The organism is Asticcacaulis sp. AC466 (assembly GCF_000495815.1).
Lineage (GTDB): Bacteria > Pseudomonadota > Alphaproteobacteria > Caulobacterales > Caulobacteraceae > Asticcacaulis.
Genome location: NZ_AWGE01000026.1, coordinates 14,974 through 30,296, shown reverse-complemented (window position 1 = coordinate 30,296; position 15,323 = coordinate 14,974). Strand labels below are relative to the sequence as shown.

Here is a 15,323-nt window from a genome sequence, read left to right as displayed (position 1 = left end):
CCGAACTGACCGCCTGAAGCGATTCAGGCGGTCTTTTTCAATTTACCGAATGACAACCCAGATGATTGGGAGATATGCTAAACTACCGCTATGGGGGAGATTTACATGAAGACGTCGTTGGCTTTGCTTGGGGGCGCAGTGGCCCTGCTGCTATCGGGACCAGCCCTCGCCGAAGAGGCCGCCGGCGACTGGGGCGGCATACTGGGCGGGCAGTTGCATGTCATCGTCCACATCAAGAAAGACGGCGCGGCCTATAGCGGCACGCTCGAAAGCCCGGACCAGGGCGCGGTCGTCATTCCCATCGATACGGTCACCACTACACCCGACCATCTCGCCTTTTCCATTGCCGCCATCCACGGCAGCTATGACGGCAAGTGGGACGATGCCCAGAAGACCTGGACCGGCACCTGGACCCAGGGCCAGGCCATGCCACTCGCCCTCAAGCGCCTCGACCCGGCCGCCAAGCCGCCCCCCATCGCGCGGCCGCAGGAACAGGCCATATCTGCCGGACCCAATCCCTATACCGCCAGCGACGTGAGCTTCGACAGCCGCGCGGCCGGCGTCAAGCTGGCCGGGACATTCAGCGTACCGAACGGCAAGGGGCCCTTTCCGGCCGTGGTGCTGATCGCCGGTTCCGGGCCGCACACCCGTGACGAAGACGTCTTCAATCACAAGATTTTCGTCGTCCTGGCCGATGCGCTCAATCGTGCGGGCATCGCCGTGCTGCGTTACGACAAGCGCGGCATCGGCCAGTCAAGCGGCGACTACAAGGCGGCGACCACCACAGACTTCACCACCGACGCCACGGCTGCCGTCGAATGGCTGAAAAGCCGTCCCGAGGTGAACAAAAACCGCATCGGTCTTATCGGTCATAGCGAAGGCGGGCTCATCGCGCCAGCTGTCGCAGTGGCCGATCCGTCCGTTGCCTTCGTGGTGCTGATGGCAGGCCCCGGCCTGCCCGGCGATACCCTGCTTCTCATGCAGCAGGCGGCCATTGCCCGCGCTTCCGGTGAACCAGAAGCGGCAATCGCCACCGGCCAGGCCATGAACAAGCAAGCCTTCGACATGATCAAAGCGTCTTCGAGCCTCGAAGATGCGCAAGGCAAGGCCAAAACGCTGGCGGCCAGCCTTGTCGCCAACGGCCAGATGACCCAGGCCCAGGCCGATGCCGCCGTGGCGCAACTGACTTCACCATGGTTCTATGAATTCCTCCGCTCCGATCCGCGCCCGACCCTGCGCAAGGTCAAGGTGCCGGTCCTGGCCATCAACGGCGCGCTGGATCTTCAGGTGCCGCCCAAGGCAGATCTGGAGGAAATCCGTCAGGCGCTGAAGGACAATGGCGACGTAACGGTCACCGAATTGCCCGGCCTCAATCACCTGTTCCAGACGGCGAAAACCGGCGCCCCCTCGGAATACGGCCAGATCGAGGAAACCGTATCGCCCGTCGCCTTGAAGGTCATTACCGACTGGGTGTCGGCGCACGCCAAATAAAGGCGCTCACCCCTTTTTCAATTCCGTTTCCAGCCATTCCATGTCGTCGTCCGACAGGCCGAAATGATGACCGGCTTCATGGATAAGGACATGGCTGACCAGGTCTTCCAGCGTCACGCCGGCGCTTTTGAGTCTGCCCGCTTCGTCATATTCGACGGAGGCAATCCATTCATCGAGGATCGGGCGGCGAAACAGGTGGATCATGGCCGGCAGGTCGCCCGTGACGGCTTCCAGTTCCGCCGGACGGCCAGTGTAAAGTCCCGTCAGCTCAAACGGATCCTCGATCCCCAATTCGCCGAGCATCTCTTCGGACGGGAAATCTTCCACAATCAGGACCACATCGCGCAGATAGCCCGCAAACGGATCGGGCAGCCGTTTGAGGGCTGCCCGGGCAATCGTTTCGATGTCGTCGAGGGTGGGTGCCAGACCGTGCACCTTAGCCCTCTTGCTCTTCCGACAAGCCCATGATGTGGAAACCGGCATCGACGTGGACAACTTCGCCCGTGGTCGAGAAGCCGAGATCGGAGGCCAGCCACAGGGCAGCGCCCGCGACGCCTTCCATCGAGGTCGCTTCCTTCATCGCCGAAAACTGACCCGACTTGGCATGAAGCCCGCGGCCGCCGGAAATACCGGCCAGCGACAGGGTACGCATGGCACCGGCCGAAATGGCGTTGGCGCGGATGCCCTTGGGGCCCAGATCGCGGGCGATATAGCGCGTAGACGCTTCAAGCGCGGCCTTGGCGACACCCATGGTGTTGTAGTTCGGAATGACGCGTTCGGACCCGAGATAGGTCAGGGTGACCAGAGACCCGCCGTTGGGCATCAATTCGGCGGCACGGCGCGCTGTATCGACAAAGGAGAAGGCGGAGATATTCATGGCCAGCAGGAAGCCTTCGCGCGTCGTGTTTTCAACGAACGAGCCTTGCAGCTCGTTCTTGTTGGCGAAGGCGATGGAATGGATGACGAAATCGATTTCGCCATAGATGTCCTTCAGCTTGGCGAAGGCGTCATCCATCGATGCGTCGGACGACACATCGCATTCGATCAGGTGCTTCACGCCGATCGAGGCCGCCAGAGGCTCGACGCGGCGCAGCAGTGATTCGCCCATATAGGAAAAGGCGATATCCGCGCCCTGGGCCGCCAGTTGGCAGGCAATGCCCCAGGCGATGGACTTGTCATTGGCGACGCCCATGACCAGACCCTTCTTGCCCTTCATCAGGTCGCCCTTGGGGAAGTTCCATTCGTCGGACATGCGATTATCTCTCTTGTTGCGGTTGGGTTTGAACCACGGAACTGGCCGGGCAAACCGTCTTAAAGGTCTTCTTGCGACAGAATGATCGAGCCGTTCGTGCCGCCGAAGCCGAACGAATTCGACATGATGGTGCCGATGGGACCGTCATGGCGCTTACGCAGGATAGGCATGCCGTCAAACGCCGGGTCGAGGTTTTCGATATTGGCGCTTTCCGCCGCGAAATTGTTCTGCATCATCAACAGGCAATAGATGGCTTCCTGCGCCCCCGCCGCGCCGAGCGAATGCCCGGTCAATGACTTGGTCGATGAGATCATCGGCATGTTGGCGCCGAAGACATCGCGCACCGCACCCATTTCCTTTTCATCCCCGACCGGTGTGGAGGTGCCGTGCGGGTTAAGGTAGTCGATCTTGCGCCCGCCGGCTTCGGCCAGGGCGATCTTCATGCAGCGCGCAGCCCCTTCACCCGACGGGGCGACCATGTCGTAACCGTCGGAATTGGCGGCGTAACCGACCACTTCGGCAATGATGTTGGCACCGCGCGCCCGGGCACGCTCATATTCTTCGAGAACGACCATACCGGCGCCACCGGCGATGACGAAACCATCGCGATCGCGATCATAGGCGCGCGAAGCAACCGCCGGGCGATCGTTGAAATTGGACGACATGGCGCCCATGGCATCGAACATGTCGCTGAGCGTCCAGTCGAGTTCTTCGGTCCCACCGGCGAACATGACATCCTGCTTACCCAGCATGATCTGTTCCGCCGCCGCGCCGATGCAGTGCACGGAGGTGGCGCAGGCCGAACTGATCGAATAGTTGATGCCGCGAATTTCGAACCAGGTGGCCAGGACGGCCGACGGTCCGGACGACATGGCCTTGGGCACAGCGAATGGCCCGATACGTTTCGGCGATGTCTTTTCGCGGGTGATGTCGGCGGCCGCGACGATGGCGCTGGTCGACGGGCCACCGGCGCCGAAGATAATGCCGGTGCGCTCGTTAGAAATATCGCCCTTTTCAAGACCGGAAGACGTGATCGCCTGTTCCATGGCGATGTGGCCATAGGCCAGGCCAGGCGACAGGAAGCGCGCCGCGCGGCGGTCGATCAGGGCCTGCCAGTCATCGACCTTCGGCGCGGCGTGAACCTGGCATTTGAAGCCCAGGCGCGCATAGTCTTCCGCAAAAATAACCCCCGAGCGCGCTTCTTTCAGCGACTGCGTCACTTCGTCGACACCCATGCCGATGGAAGAGACAATCCCCAGTCCTGTAATTACGACTCTACGCATGCAAACGTCCTATCTTCTGCCGCCCTGTGGCATTTAATCGTCGCCCCATTGAGCAGGGTCTTAACCGAGTTCCTTGGCGTCGAACAAGCCGACACGCAGGCCCATAGCCTGATAAATAGGCTTGCCGTCTGCTTCAACAACCCCGTCACCAATGCCCATGATCAGTTTGCCGGACATGACCCGCTTCATATCGATCTTGTACACGACTTTTTTGACATTCGGTGTCACCTGGCCGGTGAACTTGACTTCGCCGACGCCCAGGGCGCGGCCACGGCCGGGATTGCCCTTCCAGCCCAGGAAAAAGCCGACAAGCTGCCACATGGCGTCAAGGCCCAGGCATCCCGGCATGACCGGATCGCCGATGAAATGGCAAGCAAAGAACCAAAGCTCCGGATTGATATCCAGTTCCGCTTCGATATAGCCCTTGCCGAACGCGCCGCCCGTATCGGCAATCTGAGCGATACGGTCGAACATCAGCATCGGTGGCGCCGGAAGCTGGGCGTTGCCAGGACCGAACATCTCGCCGCGGCCACAGGCCAGCAGGTCTTCATATGAGAAAGATGAGGGGCGTTCGGTCATCAAATGGCTCCGCAGCATCTGCAACGTATCGTTTCATACGTTTCTGATGCGTGTAACATTAAAAAACGATGCGTTACATTATGCGGCGCGTCGGCTCAACCCTTTTGAGGGATTTATGCGGAGTTTTGCTACGGAAACCGATCAGCCGACCAGACGCAGACGCAGACGGTGCGCGTTCATCATGGCGCGGAACCGGGTTTGACGGAAAAAAGCCGTCAGACCATAGGCCAATTCCATGGCCAGGCAGGCGAGGCGGTATTCCACCTGGATTTTAAAATGACTCATCGGTGGCGCTCCGGCAACCTGAACAGATAGGTTACTATCGCGCGAACTGATTAAGGGCTTGGCCACCAAAGACGGTTAAGGAAGGCTTGCAGCGCCTTAATCTACGGACAACTGATCATTTAGGGGCAAAGGGGTCATTTCGGCGCAAAAGGATCTGGCCGTTTGCAAACCGCCGCCGTCTGCGTCCCCCACAGCTCGGATTCGGGCGCCCAGCCGGTCTGGCCGTCGGCGGAAATCCGGCACCACCCCTTCTTGCATTTATCGAGAGACGCCAGGGATCGGGGCCGCAAGGTGGCCCTCACATCGCTGTCGGCGGACGGGGATTTGCGAATGGCCACCTTCTGCCCGACCGGGCTCATGACCGTCTTCTGGGCCTGGATCATGCTGCGCGCCACCCAGGCCACGCCGCCATCGGGATCGCAGACAAGCCGCCAGTCGCGCGTTTCGGAAATGATCTGCACCGGCAATGTCGCCTGACGATAGGTCCAGACAATGCGGTTATCCTTGCTGGGCCCATTGCGCGCGTAGACCTCATTCTTGCGCAGCATGGCCCAGCGCGGCAGGGGTAATCCGGTCGGCGTGTCGTAGGTCGTGTCTTCGGCATGGGCCGGCACGACGCCTGTCGCCAGGCCCGCCACCACCAGCCAAAAAGCGGCCGCGAACGCCGGCAGGACTTGAAAAACGCGGCGCAACGCGTTTATGTCAAAAGCCCAGGGACGGACCGCGGCAAAAGAAACAGCTTTAGACTGACGCATAACGAACATGGGACTTTTGCAAATGACGGGAAGCCGTCATCATGGCCCGCAAGGGTTCAGATTTGGTTAACGGAATGCTAATGCACGCCGAATGCGGGCAACCGTCTCAGGCCGGAAAGCGCTACCTCTTTCACGCGCTTTTCGGGTAATATGCGGCGCAAATAGCCCCGCGATGACCGGCCGCTTCGGGAAAGAGCGGTAGGGGATCGACGATAACGCTTAACGAATTAAAGGCTTAAATGAACACGCAAAAACTCAAGGTCGTCCTTACCGTCAAATTGCCAGACGCGGTCGAAACGCGGATGCGTGAATTGTTCAACACCACTCTGTGGCTCTTCATGACGCCCATGCCGCCCGACCGGGTGCTGGAAGTCGCACGCGATACCGACGTGCTGGTCACATCGATCAACGACCGCATCGATGCCGACTTCTTCGCCAATTGCGGCGACCGTCTCAAGATGATCGCCAATTTCGGCGTCGGCCACGACCATATCGATATCGCCGCCGCCACCGAAAAAGGCATCATGGTCACCAATACGCCCGGCGTCCTGACCGAAGATACCGCCGAAATGACCATGGGCCTCATCCTGGCCGTGTCGCGCCGCTTCGTCGAAGGCGCCGAACTGGTGCAGAATGGCGAATTTTCAGCCTGGTCCCCTACCTTCATGCTCGGCCGCCGGATATTCGGCAAACGGCTCGGCATCATCGGCATGGGCCGCATCGGTCAGGCCCTGGCCCGCCGCGCCAAGGCGTTCGGCATGAGCGTGCACTATCACAACCGCAAACCGGTTTCGGCGCGCATCTCCGACGAACTGGGCGCCACCTATTGGGACGATCTCGACCAGATGCTGTCGCGCATGGACGTGGTGTCGATCAACGCCCCCGGCGGCACCGGCACCCAACACATGCTCAATGCCGACCGCCTGGCGCGTCTTCAGCCCCATGCCATTCTGGTCAATACGGCGCGCGGCCAGATCGTCGATGAACAGGCCCTGGCCGCCATGCTGCGCAATAATCGCATCGCCGGTGTCGGCCTGGACGTCTATGAGCGCGAACCGGCCATCAATCCGGAACTCATCGGCCTGCCCAATGCCATCCTGCTGCCGCACATGGCCTCAAGCACCATCGAGGCCCGCCAGGACATGGGCGATCGCGTCATCCTGAACATCAAGACGCATCAGGACGGTCACCGCCCGCCCGACCGCGTTATCCCCGCCATGCTGTAGGCGTGGTTTGGACGGATAAAAAAGTTTTTCACAGGATTTCGCAATTAGGCCCTTGCAATGTTTTCGGCCTTCCGTCTATAAGGCCGACCTCGCGGTGAGGCACACACCTCTCCAACGGATAATGCGGGCGTAGCTCAGCGGTAGAGCGCCACCTTGCCAAGGTGGATGTCGAGAGTTCGATCCTCTTCGCCCGCTCCAATCCTTCTTTAGGATTGCTTTTGTTGGTTTTTTGAAACCATCTTGTAACGGATAAGAGGCACCCTTTCGGGTGCTTTTTTCGTTTCTGCCCCTTGGCGTAAAGGGCTCGCACATTTTCAGCACTCCAACGATGGTTGCCGCCGCTCATTTGACAAAGGTGGAGATCATTTTGCACGCTTCGCGAAATCAATATGATCCGGCGCAAAATAAACACTTGAACCGTCCCTTGGGACCGCCCTTACACACAAGAGGGTTCAAAGGAGAATCTGGACATGAAGGCAAAAAGCGAGCGCTGGTTCGGGCCGAATGAAATAGCGAAAAGGCTTGGTTTAAGCACCAAGGCACTTCGAGTCTATGAACGTGAAGGTCTATTACATCCCCATCGCACGGAAGCTGGCTGGCGTGTCTATGGACCGGCGCATGTGGAGCGCTTGCACTTAATTCTTGTCCTACGTGACCTTGGCCTGTCCCTGAAAGGTATCAAAGCTCTAATCGAGGGCCGCCAAGCCGATCTTCAGACAGTGCTTGTAGTTCAGCAGGAGTCTCTTGAGGCCCAGCGTAAAAAGATTGATCGCGCGATCGACCTGCTGGTCACTGCCCGCAATCGGTTAAATAACGGGCAAACACTCTCTTTGGACGACTTCATCAATCTGACGCGGGACGCCCGCATGGACCAAAGACCTTCGCCGGTTATCCTTAAAGCCGACTTCGAAACAGCACTTAGAGATCAGTTTCCAAACATTGCCAATGAAGCCTTAGCCCATATTAATCAGGCCGTAGCGGACGGCCGAATGCCAACTAAAAACTACGCGGGCTCAAAGTTAGATACATCAAATGGCGACTTCACGACAGTGTTCGAAGACATGATAAAAGAGGCTTCGATATTGATGGCGGAAGGCGACGAAACATCTGACAGGGCCAAGGCACTTGCCCGGGACTGGAACGCCCAAAGCATTGGTCTTAAACCCGCAGAAAAGTCCGTAAGCGAAGCTATTCAAACTGCATTTTGGGGCACTGTTAACGATCCAAAGTCCCCCAAGAGCCCGATTTTTGATCCAGAAATCTTTCGCTTCGTGGCAACAGTTATAAAGGGGATGAAGGAAAGGGGAGAAATATAATTGCACAAACCGACGCATCGACTGACATTTGCGAAGTGCCCGCTCATTGGTCCAATCCCGCAGCCTCAGGGTCGTCCCCCCGAAGCCTTATCCGTCAGACACACATCCGACGACAAAACGCTTCACGGGGACTTATGGCTATCTCAGCGCGAAACAGGCCGAACGCCTATGCCGCCCTTACCCTCTCAAGGAACTTGTTGACCTCGGCATTGAGATTTTCCGCCAACTGACCCAATTCCTTAGCTGCACCAAGTGATTGCTCTGCCGCTGCGCCTGTTTCGGTAGAGCCCTGAAGGACGCCCGCCATACGTTGGGATACTTCGCCAGAGGCATTGGCCACATCCGACGTGGAACGTCCGATTTCCTGAACGGTCGCCATCTGCTCTTCCACCGCCGCCGCAATCGCCGTGGAAATATCCGAAATCTCGCCAATCGTTCGGGTAATTTCGGAAATGGCGGTGACCGTATCATTGGTGGCGTTCTGAACGCCCGTGATTTGCGCCACAATGTCGTTGGTCGCATCGGCAGTTTGCGATGCCAAGCTCTTGACCTCAGTGGCGACAACCGCAAAGCCCTTGCCCGCATCACCTGCGCGCGCGGCTTCAATCGTGGCATTGAGCGCCAGAAGATTGGTTTGCGAAGCGATATTCTGGATCAGCGCCACTACATTGCCTATGCTTGTCGCCGCTTCGGAGAGTTGCTTGACAATAACGCCGGTTTTCACGGCCATCTCCTCGGCAGACTTAGCAACCTTTGCCGACTGTGCCGCCTGATTGGCGATCTCGGCTATGGACGCACTCATCTCCTCCGTAGCCGACGCAACGGTCTGAACGTTCATGGCGCTTTCTTCTGCAGTCTGTGTGACGGCACGCGACTGCTCTGTCGTTTGACTTGCCGTTTGGGTCAGGGTTTGAGACGTCGCTTCAAGTTCCGTAGATGCTGACGCCACAGCGCTCACCATCTTGGCTACGCTGGCTTCAAAACCATCGGCAAGATTGAACATGGCTTGGCGTTGGTCGCCTTCGGCCTGTTTCTTCAACGCCTCGCCATCGGCCCGTAGTTTTTCGGCCTCCGCAAGGCCTTCCTTGAAGATGCCAAGGGTCTTAGCCATCAACCCGATCTCGTCGCCGCGGTTTTGTCCGTCAATCTGTTGAGCCAGATTGCCGTTGGCTATTGCGTTCATTTGAGCCGTCAACCGGCCGAGCATCTTAGAAATGTCGCCAAACGCCACGAAGGCTGCGAAGGCTGTAATGGCCAATGTAATGAGGATGGACATTATGAGAACGTTGTTCTGAGCCTGATCAAGAGATTTTGTCATAGCCGCAATCTCATCCGCATTCTGCTTGGCTTTTTTATCTATTAAGCCCTTAAAATCTGTCCAGAATTCCAACACCTTTTCGGTTTCGTCTGCCAAAATTGGTTCAAGTGCCGCAGACTCGTTTTTCAAACCGAGTGGGCTAACCGTATGTTTCGCGGTGTCGTAAAGACCTTCAAAGCGCTGCTTGAAAGGCGCCAATTCCGCCTCATATTCAGGCGCGAGCGATAGCGTCTGGGTGTACCGCGTTGAGAAAAGTTCGTTCGCCCTGTCCATATCCTTGATCATTTGATCGCAAGTTGGATTTGGGCAGGGTTGCGCGGCAAGTCCGTTTTCGGCGGCCAACAAAACGTAAGGATTTTGGTTTAGACGCGCCATGTTCGTTAAGGCGGGAGCAAGCCGATCCGTGATTCGCGCATATTTCTCCTGCGCCGCATCCATGGACGCATTTTGCCAGATCGTCGTGCCAATGCTGGACAAGCCGAACACGACGATAATGCCAAGTATTTTGTAGCCGATTTTGATGTCAGATAATTTCATGTCAGCCCCCCCAACTAACTCATTGATGAGACAGCATCGAGTGATTTGGTTAACACTTAAATAACTTTGTTCTCCAAATTTGTCGCATTTATTAAATGCTGATTACCAATACGACTGAATTGAACCAGGTTGAAATCTACCCCTAAACAAGTATTAATGTAATAATTTCAATCAATTATGACTACTTAAATTGGTCTTTCGTCCACGAAGGTTGCGGGCAAGACGCCGTTCGCCGGGCAGACCTACGCCATTAATTTTGTTTAACTTGATTATCGCGCGCCCCTGACGCAGTTCTGAAAGCGCTTACACGGCATCGCGTTGATCGGAAACCTGGACGGCAGACCGAGGCGCGAACCGCCCAACACCAGGAGGCACGCTTTGAAGACAGTCTCATCCGCAGTCCCTTCACCTCATCGGATGTCACGTCGTGCCTGCCTGGGCGGGTTGGCAGCGGCCGCCGCGCTCACGCCCGCCTCGATATGGGCGGCCTCCACCAACGTCATCGATCGGCTGTCTCTGGACGGTGCGCCCGGGCTTGCCGCCGGCGTTGTCCGCAAGGGGCAGGTCAAGGCCACCGGTGGCAAAGGCATCGCCACCCTGGGCTCTAAAACGGCCCCTGATCGCAACACGATTTTTGAAATTGGCTCCCTGACGAAGACCTTCACGGCCTGCCTTATCTTCCAGCTTCAGGAAGAGGGGCGCCTGAGCATCGAGGCGCCGATAGGCACTTACGTAACCGACCTGCCCAAAGCCTGGCAGGGATTGCCCCTGTCGCAACTGCTCAGCCATACGGCCGGGCTGCCCAACTATCTCAATGGCGAAAATTTCCGCGCGATCATGCCGCAGGACCTTAAGCCAAGACAGCTTATTGCCATGGTCGCTGATCAGCCGCTCGTCTTCACGCCGGGGGAACGGCATGAATACAGCAATACGGGCTTTATTCTGTTGGGTATGGCCGCAGAAGCCATAACCGGCACGGACTATTGGGACACCTTGCAGACCCGGTTTTTCGGCCCGGCCGGCATGACATCGACAGGACCGCGAAACCGCGTGAAAACGGGCACCCGGCTGGCGTCCGGGCATTTCTGGGACGGTACGGCTTACGACACGGCACCACCGCGCGCCGCACCGGGATCGACGTGGGCGGCGGGCGGCTTGCTGTCGTCCGTGGCCGATATCGACCGCTGGTCCATCGCTCTCGATGAGGGGCGTATCCTGACCCCGGCCCTGCGTCAGAAGATGTGGCGGCCCGCCACCTTGAACAACGGCAGTCCGGCGGGATGGGGATACGGCTGGCAGGTAGAGCTTATCGACGGCCGAACCATCGTCTCCCACGGCGGCAGCACGGCCGGTTTTTCGTGCTGGTACCGGCGCGATCTGTCACAGACCCTTTCGACCATCGTCATGACCAATCAGAACGGCCTGGCCGACCCGAAAGCTATGACCGAGGCTCTGCTGACCTATAAATTGTAATCCCCCCGACCTAAACGGCCCTTGCGCAAGCCGGGAACCGGGCGCCGCCGCTCGGCCAAAGACATCAAAACGGGTCTATGCCTTAAGCAATTGTGATGTAAGATAAATCCCGCACCGTCATGTCAGGTATATTTCTTGCTGGTTTGATGGCCGCGGGCTGAGTCTGTCACAAAATGACGCGCCGCCCGCAGAGATTAAGGTGGGATTTCTCGGTATGTTATTGCAAAATGAGCATGATCTGATCGCCCTTCTCGGGGTTGCCGCATTCATTTTGCTCGCGCTCGCCATCGGCGGCGGGGTCATCGCCTCGCTGAAATCCTTTCAGGTCCGCCAATTCCAGGACCTTCTTTTCAAGGCGGAACGCAAGATCGACACCCTGGAACGGCGGATGTTCAACGTTTTGAACGCCGTCCCCGTGGCCCTGGTCGAAACCGATGTGACCGGAAAATTCACCTTCGCCAACCGGGCGGCGCACCAGCTTCTCGGCCGCAAGGATTCCGAACTGATCGGCCTGCGCTTCCATTCCGCTACCTGGGGCATTTCCTATCCGGACGGGCGCGTCATCCCCGCCGATCTAATGCCGATTGCCCGAACCCTGCGCGGCCAGACCGTCAAGGGGTTCCAGCATATGCTGACCAACCACGGCAGCCACGAAAAGGTTCTGGTCAGCGTGACCTCCATGCCGATCATGAACGGTGCGGGCGAAGTGATCGGCTCGACCTCGGCCATGGTCGAAATAGAAAGCTCAACCGGCGAAGGCGTTGACGATCTGAACGGCCTGTGGCGCGGGCATTGGTTCGCCGCCGCGACGGTCCCCTTCTGGGGGCTCGACACCAAGGGACAGATTTTGGACGTCAATAATGCGGCGCTCGACATCTTCGACCTGAAGCGCGAACAGGCGCTCGGTCAGAACTGGACCCAGTTCTTCGTCGAGGACGGCGATTTCCAAAAGGCGCTCGATTATCTCGGTGAGATTCAGGACGATCAGTCCCCGCACAATCAGGCATCGGCGCAACTGACCCTTAGGGTAACGAACGGCGACCGTCAGCCATCAATCGTGACGGCGTGGGTCGTGCGCACCCATGAAGGCGGAGAGCGCGGTCTGACCGTCATGGCCTTGCCGGCAAGCCAGGCCGCCGAGATGGGATCTGTGCCGATTTCGCACATGGCGCCTTCCGTCGCCGCGCTCGACGAAGACGACGCCCAGGAACTTTCCGACCATCGTCTGGCCGAAGAAGCCCGCGCCGCCCTTGGCATCGGGACCTGGCAATATGACGCGGACGCCGACACCATTGTCGAAGATGAGGGCATGATGGCCCTGATCGGCCGGGAATATGTCGGAGGCCCGACCTTGATTTCCGATGCGGATCAGGCGGCGGCCGATCAGGCCTTCAGCCAGCTTATGAGCGGGGAAACCGATCATCTGGCACTCGATCTGCGCGTCCGTCGCAAGGATGGAACGGAACGCTGGATCGCCCTGGAAGGCCAGGCCCGACCTTTGCCCGGTGGCGGGAAGCAGATTTACGGTGTTGCTTTCGATTGCACGGCCTGGAAGGGCGAAAAACAGATCGAGACGGTCGTTCAGACAACCGGGATCACCGAAGCGGATCTTGAGGTCGCCGTCGAAAAGGCGCGCGTCGAGGCGCTTTCGGACGGATTGATCGAAGGATTGGCCAGAGGACGGGCCGAGGCCCTGACCGAGGCCATGGCAGACGCCCGCGAAGCCGCCGACCGGGAACGGGAACGCGCGGTTGAAGCGGCTCTGGCTGAGGCAAACGTCAAGGCCAAGGCCGAGCTTGACGCCGCGGTCGCTGCCGCCCGCATGGATGCCGTATCCAGCGATGTCTACGGATGGCAATCGCCGCCGGTAAGCCAGCCCCTGCCCGACCCGGTAATTGTCCATACGCCAGACCCGGTCGTCATGGCGGAAAATGACGCCCTGAAGGGGCAACTGGACGCCCTGCGCAACGACTATGAACAGGCGGAGATCCGTCGCGACGAACTGCAACGGCAGCTTGACGAAATTATCTTCGCCAAACCCATTGCGGTCGAACCGGTTGAAGACCCGCGGATTGCCGAGTTGCAGGCGGAACTTGATGCCGCGAAAGCCGCCCAGACAGACCTTCAAGCGCAGCTGACATCCCTGTCGAATGCCCCAGCGCCGGAGCCCGATTTCAGCCAGCATGAAAAGCGCATAGACAGGCTGAGCGCGGATTTGAAGACGGCTCAGGACGCGCTGGCAAGCCTCGCCACGCGCTACAAGGCTCTAGCCGAGACACCGCCGCCCGAACCCGACTATAGCGCCCACGATGCCCGTATTGCGCAGGCCGAAGCCGAACTGGCCGCCTTGCGTCAGGCGCATGAGGCCTTGGTCAATGCCCCGCCGCCGCCGCCCGATACCAGCGCCTGGGAGGCCCGTCTGGCCGCCGTGCAGTTCGAAGTCGTCAAATGGCAGGCCGCGTATCAGGATGCTCAGGCAAAACTGATGGCTACCCCGGCCGTCGATACGACCGCTCTGGAAAAGCGCCTGGACGAGTTGCAGGCCATGCTCGACCAATCTCAGGCGCAGCAGGCCAATATGCAGGCGCGCGTCACTCAACTGGACTCCGCCCTCAGCAACGCGCAACGGTTTGAGACCGTCGGTCGCCTGACCAGCGATGTGGCGCAAGACTTCGCCCAGATGTTGAACGTAATCAACGGGGCGCTGGAAGTGATGGCCAAGCAGCCAGAGACGCCGGAAAACATCAAACGTCTATCCGAAGCCGCCCTTACGGCGGGCAAGCGTGGCGAACGCCTGACGCGCCAATTGCAGGCGTTTCAGTCAGAAGAGTTCTGACGTCCAGCGCGGCTCGTTCGGGCTAATTGACCAAGTGTGACGCCAAACTGATGACGGCGAACCAAAAAACGCCGCAGACAGCGGTTACGCCCGCTATCGTCCAGGCGAAGGGGTATTTTTGCGGCCGATAGGCCGAGATTTTGCGCGAAAAGATATAATATGCCGGGTGATCGAAACCGCCTTCGACATAGTCTTTCGCTGCATTATGAAAATTGAAGGTAGTGGCCATGTTTCCAACCTTTCTGCCTTTATCATTCTACCGGCCTCCATCATGCCGTCGTTTCACATAAAAAGGAAAGATGGGTCTTCGGCGCGAAAATAAGGACGGCGTTTGGCACGCATTTCGGTAGCCATCGGCCGTAAACCTGAATTAAACTGGTTCCATGGCGCGCTTCGGTTTCAAGACAGAGGATTTACGGCTGTGGGCGCTGGTGACGGCGACCGTCCGCCCGCACACGACCGCCAAACCCAAAAAGCAGGCCAAGCCACCGCAGCCAGAAACCGAAACCATTACGGTCGCCGACATGCCCGGGGAAATGACCGCCGAACGGCCGAGGCCGGTTCCTCTGACGCCGTTTAAGCTGGGGCAAGCCGTCAAACCCGCCGCCGGGTTCAAGATCACACGCGCCGCCGACCAGGCACCCGATCCGATTGAGCCAAAGCGCAAACGCCGCATCAGCCGCGAACGCGATCCGATCGAGGCGCGGCTCGACCTGCATGGGCTCACTGCCTTCGCCGCCGAGGCGCGCCTGAAAGCCTTTGTGCAACAGGCCTACGCCAATGACTACCGCGCCGTTCTGGTCATTACGGGCAAGGGCATGGCGGAAAACGGCATATTGAAGCGCTACGCACCGGAATGGCTGGCCGATCCGGCGCTATCGCATATCGTCGCCGGCATTTCCCAGGCCCATGCCCGCCATGGCGGGTCCGGCGCGCTCTATGTCGCGCTCAAGCGTCGAATAAATTAACCCC

At 58.8% G+C, this 15,323-nt stretch carries 14 protein-coding genes and 1 tRNA gene; 7 read left to right on the top strand and 8 right to left on the bottom strand.

All coding sequences use genetic code 11. The annotated features are described in order from the left end of the window. The first annotated feature begins 105 nt into the window (after positions 1 to 105). A complete protein-coding gene (locus AEAC466_RS42425) occupies positions 106 to 1,491 on the top strand; it encodes an alpha/beta hydrolase family protein (protein WP_031239578.1) in 1,386 nt (461 codons plus the stop codon). 6 nt (positions 1,492 to 1,497) lie between these two features. Here AEAC466_RS42425 and AEAC466_RS42420 read toward each other — a convergent pair whose 3' ends face one another. From AEAC466_RS42420 to AEAC466_RS42400, 6 genes are all read right to left on the bottom strand, one after another. Further along, complete coding sequence (locus AEAC466_RS42420) at positions 1,498 to 1,974, bottom strand: metallopeptidase family protein (RefSeq protein WP_052025205.1); 477 nt, start codon at positions 1,972 to 1,974, stop codon at positions 1,498 to 1,500. Further along, positions 1,928 to 2,743 carry an enoyl-ACP reductase FabI gene (locus AEAC466_RS42415; RefSeq protein ID WP_023460094.1) on the bottom strand — a complete coding sequence of 272 codons (816 nt, stop codon included), beginning with the start codon at positions 2,741 to 2,743 and terminating at the stop codon, positions 1,928 to 1,930. The genes AEAC466_RS42420 and AEAC466_RS42415 overlap by 47 nt, the downstream gene beginning before the upstream one ends. Before the next feature lie 59 nt (positions 2,744 to 2,802). After that, positions 2,803 to 4,026: a beta-ketoacyl-ACP synthase I gene (gene fabB / locus AEAC466_RS42410; RefSeq protein WP_031239577.1), complete on the bottom strand. Its 1,224-nt coding sequence runs from the start codon at positions 4,024 to 4,026 to the stop codon at positions 2,803 to 2,805. Positions 4,027 to 4,086: 60 nt separating this feature from the next. Beyond that, entirely contained in the window at positions 4,087 to 4,605 is a 519-nt protein-coding gene (gene fabA, locus AEAC466_RS42405) for a 3-hydroxyacyl-[acyl-carrier-protein] dehydratase FabA (protein ID WP_031239575.1), read from the bottom strand. Positions 4,606 to 4,746: 141 nt separating this feature from the next. Continuing rightward, a complete protein-coding gene (locus AEAC466_RS44680) occupies positions 4,747 to 4,890 on the bottom strand; it encodes a hypothetical protein (RefSeq protein ID WP_023460091.1) in 144 nt (47 codons plus the stop codon). Between the two features lie 134 nt (positions 4,891 to 5,024). Further along, positions 5,025 to 5,582 (bottom strand): SH3 domain-containing protein, encoded by a 558-nt coding sequence (locus AEAC466_RS42400; protein ID WP_235074368.1) that lies wholly within the window; start codon positions 5,580 to 5,582, stop codon positions 5,025 to 5,027. A gap of 302 nt (positions 5,583 to 5,884) precedes the next feature. Here AEAC466_RS42400 and AEAC466_RS42395 point away from each other — a divergent pair, with 302 nt between their 5' ends. The 3 genes from AEAC466_RS42395 (at position 5,885) to AEAC466_RS44015 (ending at position 8,187) form a co-directional block, all read left to right on the top strand. Further along, positions 5,885 to 6,871 (top strand): 2-hydroxyacid dehydrogenase, encoded by a 987-nt coding sequence (locus AEAC466_RS42395; RefSeq protein WP_023460089.1) that lies wholly within the window; start codon positions 5,885 to 5,887, stop codon positions 6,869 to 6,871. A 123-nt stretch (positions 6,872 to 6,994) separates the two neighbouring features. Then, positions 6,995 to 7,069 (top strand) — tRNA-Gly (locus AEAC466_RS42390). A gap of 272 nt (positions 7,070 to 7,341) precedes the next feature. Beyond that, a complete protein-coding gene (locus tag AEAC466_RS44015; protein ID WP_023460088.1) occupies positions 7,342 to 8,187 on the top strand; it encodes a MerR family transcriptional regulator in 846 nt (281 codons plus the stop codon). A gap of 166 nt (positions 8,188 to 8,353) precedes the next feature. Here AEAC466_RS44015 and AEAC466_RS42385 read toward each other — a convergent pair whose 3' ends face one another. Next, complete coding sequence (locus tag AEAC466_RS42385) at positions 8,354 to 9,943, bottom strand: methyl-accepting chemotaxis protein (protein ID WP_162148981.1); 1,590 nt, start codon at positions 9,941 to 9,943, stop codon at positions 8,354 to 8,356. A 516-nt stretch (positions 9,944 to 10,459) separates the two neighbouring features. On the opposite strand from AEAC466_RS42385, the gene AEAC466_RS42380 reads away from it, so the two are divergent. Further along, positions 10,460 to 11,515 carry a serine hydrolase domain-containing protein gene (locus AEAC466_RS42380; RefSeq protein WP_023460086.1) on the top strand — a complete coding sequence of 352 codons (1,056 nt, stop codon included), beginning with the start codon at positions 10,460 to 10,462 and terminating at the stop codon, positions 11,513 to 11,515. A 214-nt stretch (positions 11,516 to 11,729) separates the two neighbouring features. Continuing rightward, positions 11,730 to 14,351, top strand: a complete 2,622-nt coding sequence (locus AEAC466_RS42375; protein WP_023460085.1) for a PAS domain S-box protein — start codon at positions 11,730 to 11,732, stop codon at positions 14,349 to 14,351. 22 nt (positions 14,352 to 14,373) lie between these two features. On the opposite strand, the gene AEAC466_RS42370 is transcribed toward AEAC466_RS42375, so the two are convergent. Then, on the bottom strand, positions 14,374 to 14,580 hold the full coding sequence (locus AEAC466_RS42370) for a hypothetical protein (protein ID WP_023460084.1): 207 nt from the start codon (positions 14,578 to 14,580) through the stop codon (positions 14,374 to 14,376). A gap of 154 nt (positions 14,581 to 14,734) precedes the next feature. Here AEAC466_RS42370 and AEAC466_RS42365 point away from each other — a divergent pair, with 154 nt between their 5' ends. After that, on the top strand, positions 14,735 to 15,319 hold the full coding sequence (locus tag AEAC466_RS42365) for a Smr/MutS family protein (RefSeq protein ID WP_023460083.1): 585 nt from the start codon (positions 14,735 to 14,737) through the stop codon (positions 15,317 to 15,319). The last annotated feature ends 4 nt before the right edge of the window (positions 15,320 to 15,323 follow it).

Bases quoted from the DNA above. Each gene is read 5' to 3' on its own strand.
- AEAC466_RS42415 (WP_023460094.1), bottom strand. From the start codon at position 2,743: ATGTCCGACGAATGGAACTTCCCCAAGGGCGACCTGATGAAGGGCAAG.
- AEAC466_RS42420 (WP_052025205.1), bottom strand. From the start codon at position 1,974: ATGCCGGTTTCCACATCATGGGCTTGTCGGAAGAGCAAGAGGGCTAAG.
- AEAC466_RS42375 (WP_023460085.1), top strand. From the start codon at position 11,730: ATGTTATTGCAAAATGAGCATGATCTGATCGCCCTTCTCGGGGTTGCC.
- AEAC466_RS42425 (WP_031239578.1), top strand. From the start codon at position 106: ATGAAGACGTCGTTGGCTTTGCTTGGGGGCGCAGTGGCCCTGCTGCTA.
- fabB (WP_031239577.1), bottom strand. From the start codon at position 4,026: ATGCGTAGAGTCGTAATTACAGGACTGGGGATTGTCTCTTCCATCGGC.
- AEAC466_RS44680 (WP_023460091.1), bottom strand. From the start codon at position 4,890: ATGAGTCATTTTAAAATCCAGGTGGAATACCGCCTCGCCTGCCTGGCC.
- AEAC466_RS42385 (WP_162148981.1), bottom strand. From the start codon at position 9,943: ATGGATGCGGCGCAGGAGAAATATGCGCGAATCACGGATCGGCTTGCT.
- fabA (WP_031239575.1), bottom strand. From the start codon at position 4,605: ATGACCGAACGCCCCTCATCTTTCTCATATGAAGACCTGCTGGCCTGT.
- AEAC466_RS42380 (WP_023460086.1), top strand. From the start codon at position 10,460: ATGTCACGTCGTGCCTGCCTGGGCGGGTTGGCAGCGGCCGCCGCGCTC.
- AEAC466_RS42370 (WP_023460084.1), bottom strand. From the start codon at position 14,580: ATGGCCACTACCTTCAATTTTCATAATGCAGCGAAAGACTATGTCGAA.
- AEAC466_RS44015 (WP_023460088.1), top strand. From the start codon at position 7,342: ATGAAGGCAAAAAGCGAGCGCTGGTTCGGGCCGAATGAAATAGCGAAA.
- AEAC466_RS42395 (WP_023460089.1), top strand. From the start codon at position 5,885: ATGAACACGCAAAAACTCAAGGTCGTCCTTACCGTCAAATTGCCAGAC.
- AEAC466_RS42365 (WP_023460083.1), top strand. From the start codon at position 14,735: ATGGCGCGCTTCGGTTTCAAGACAGAGGATTTACGGCTGTGGGCGCTG.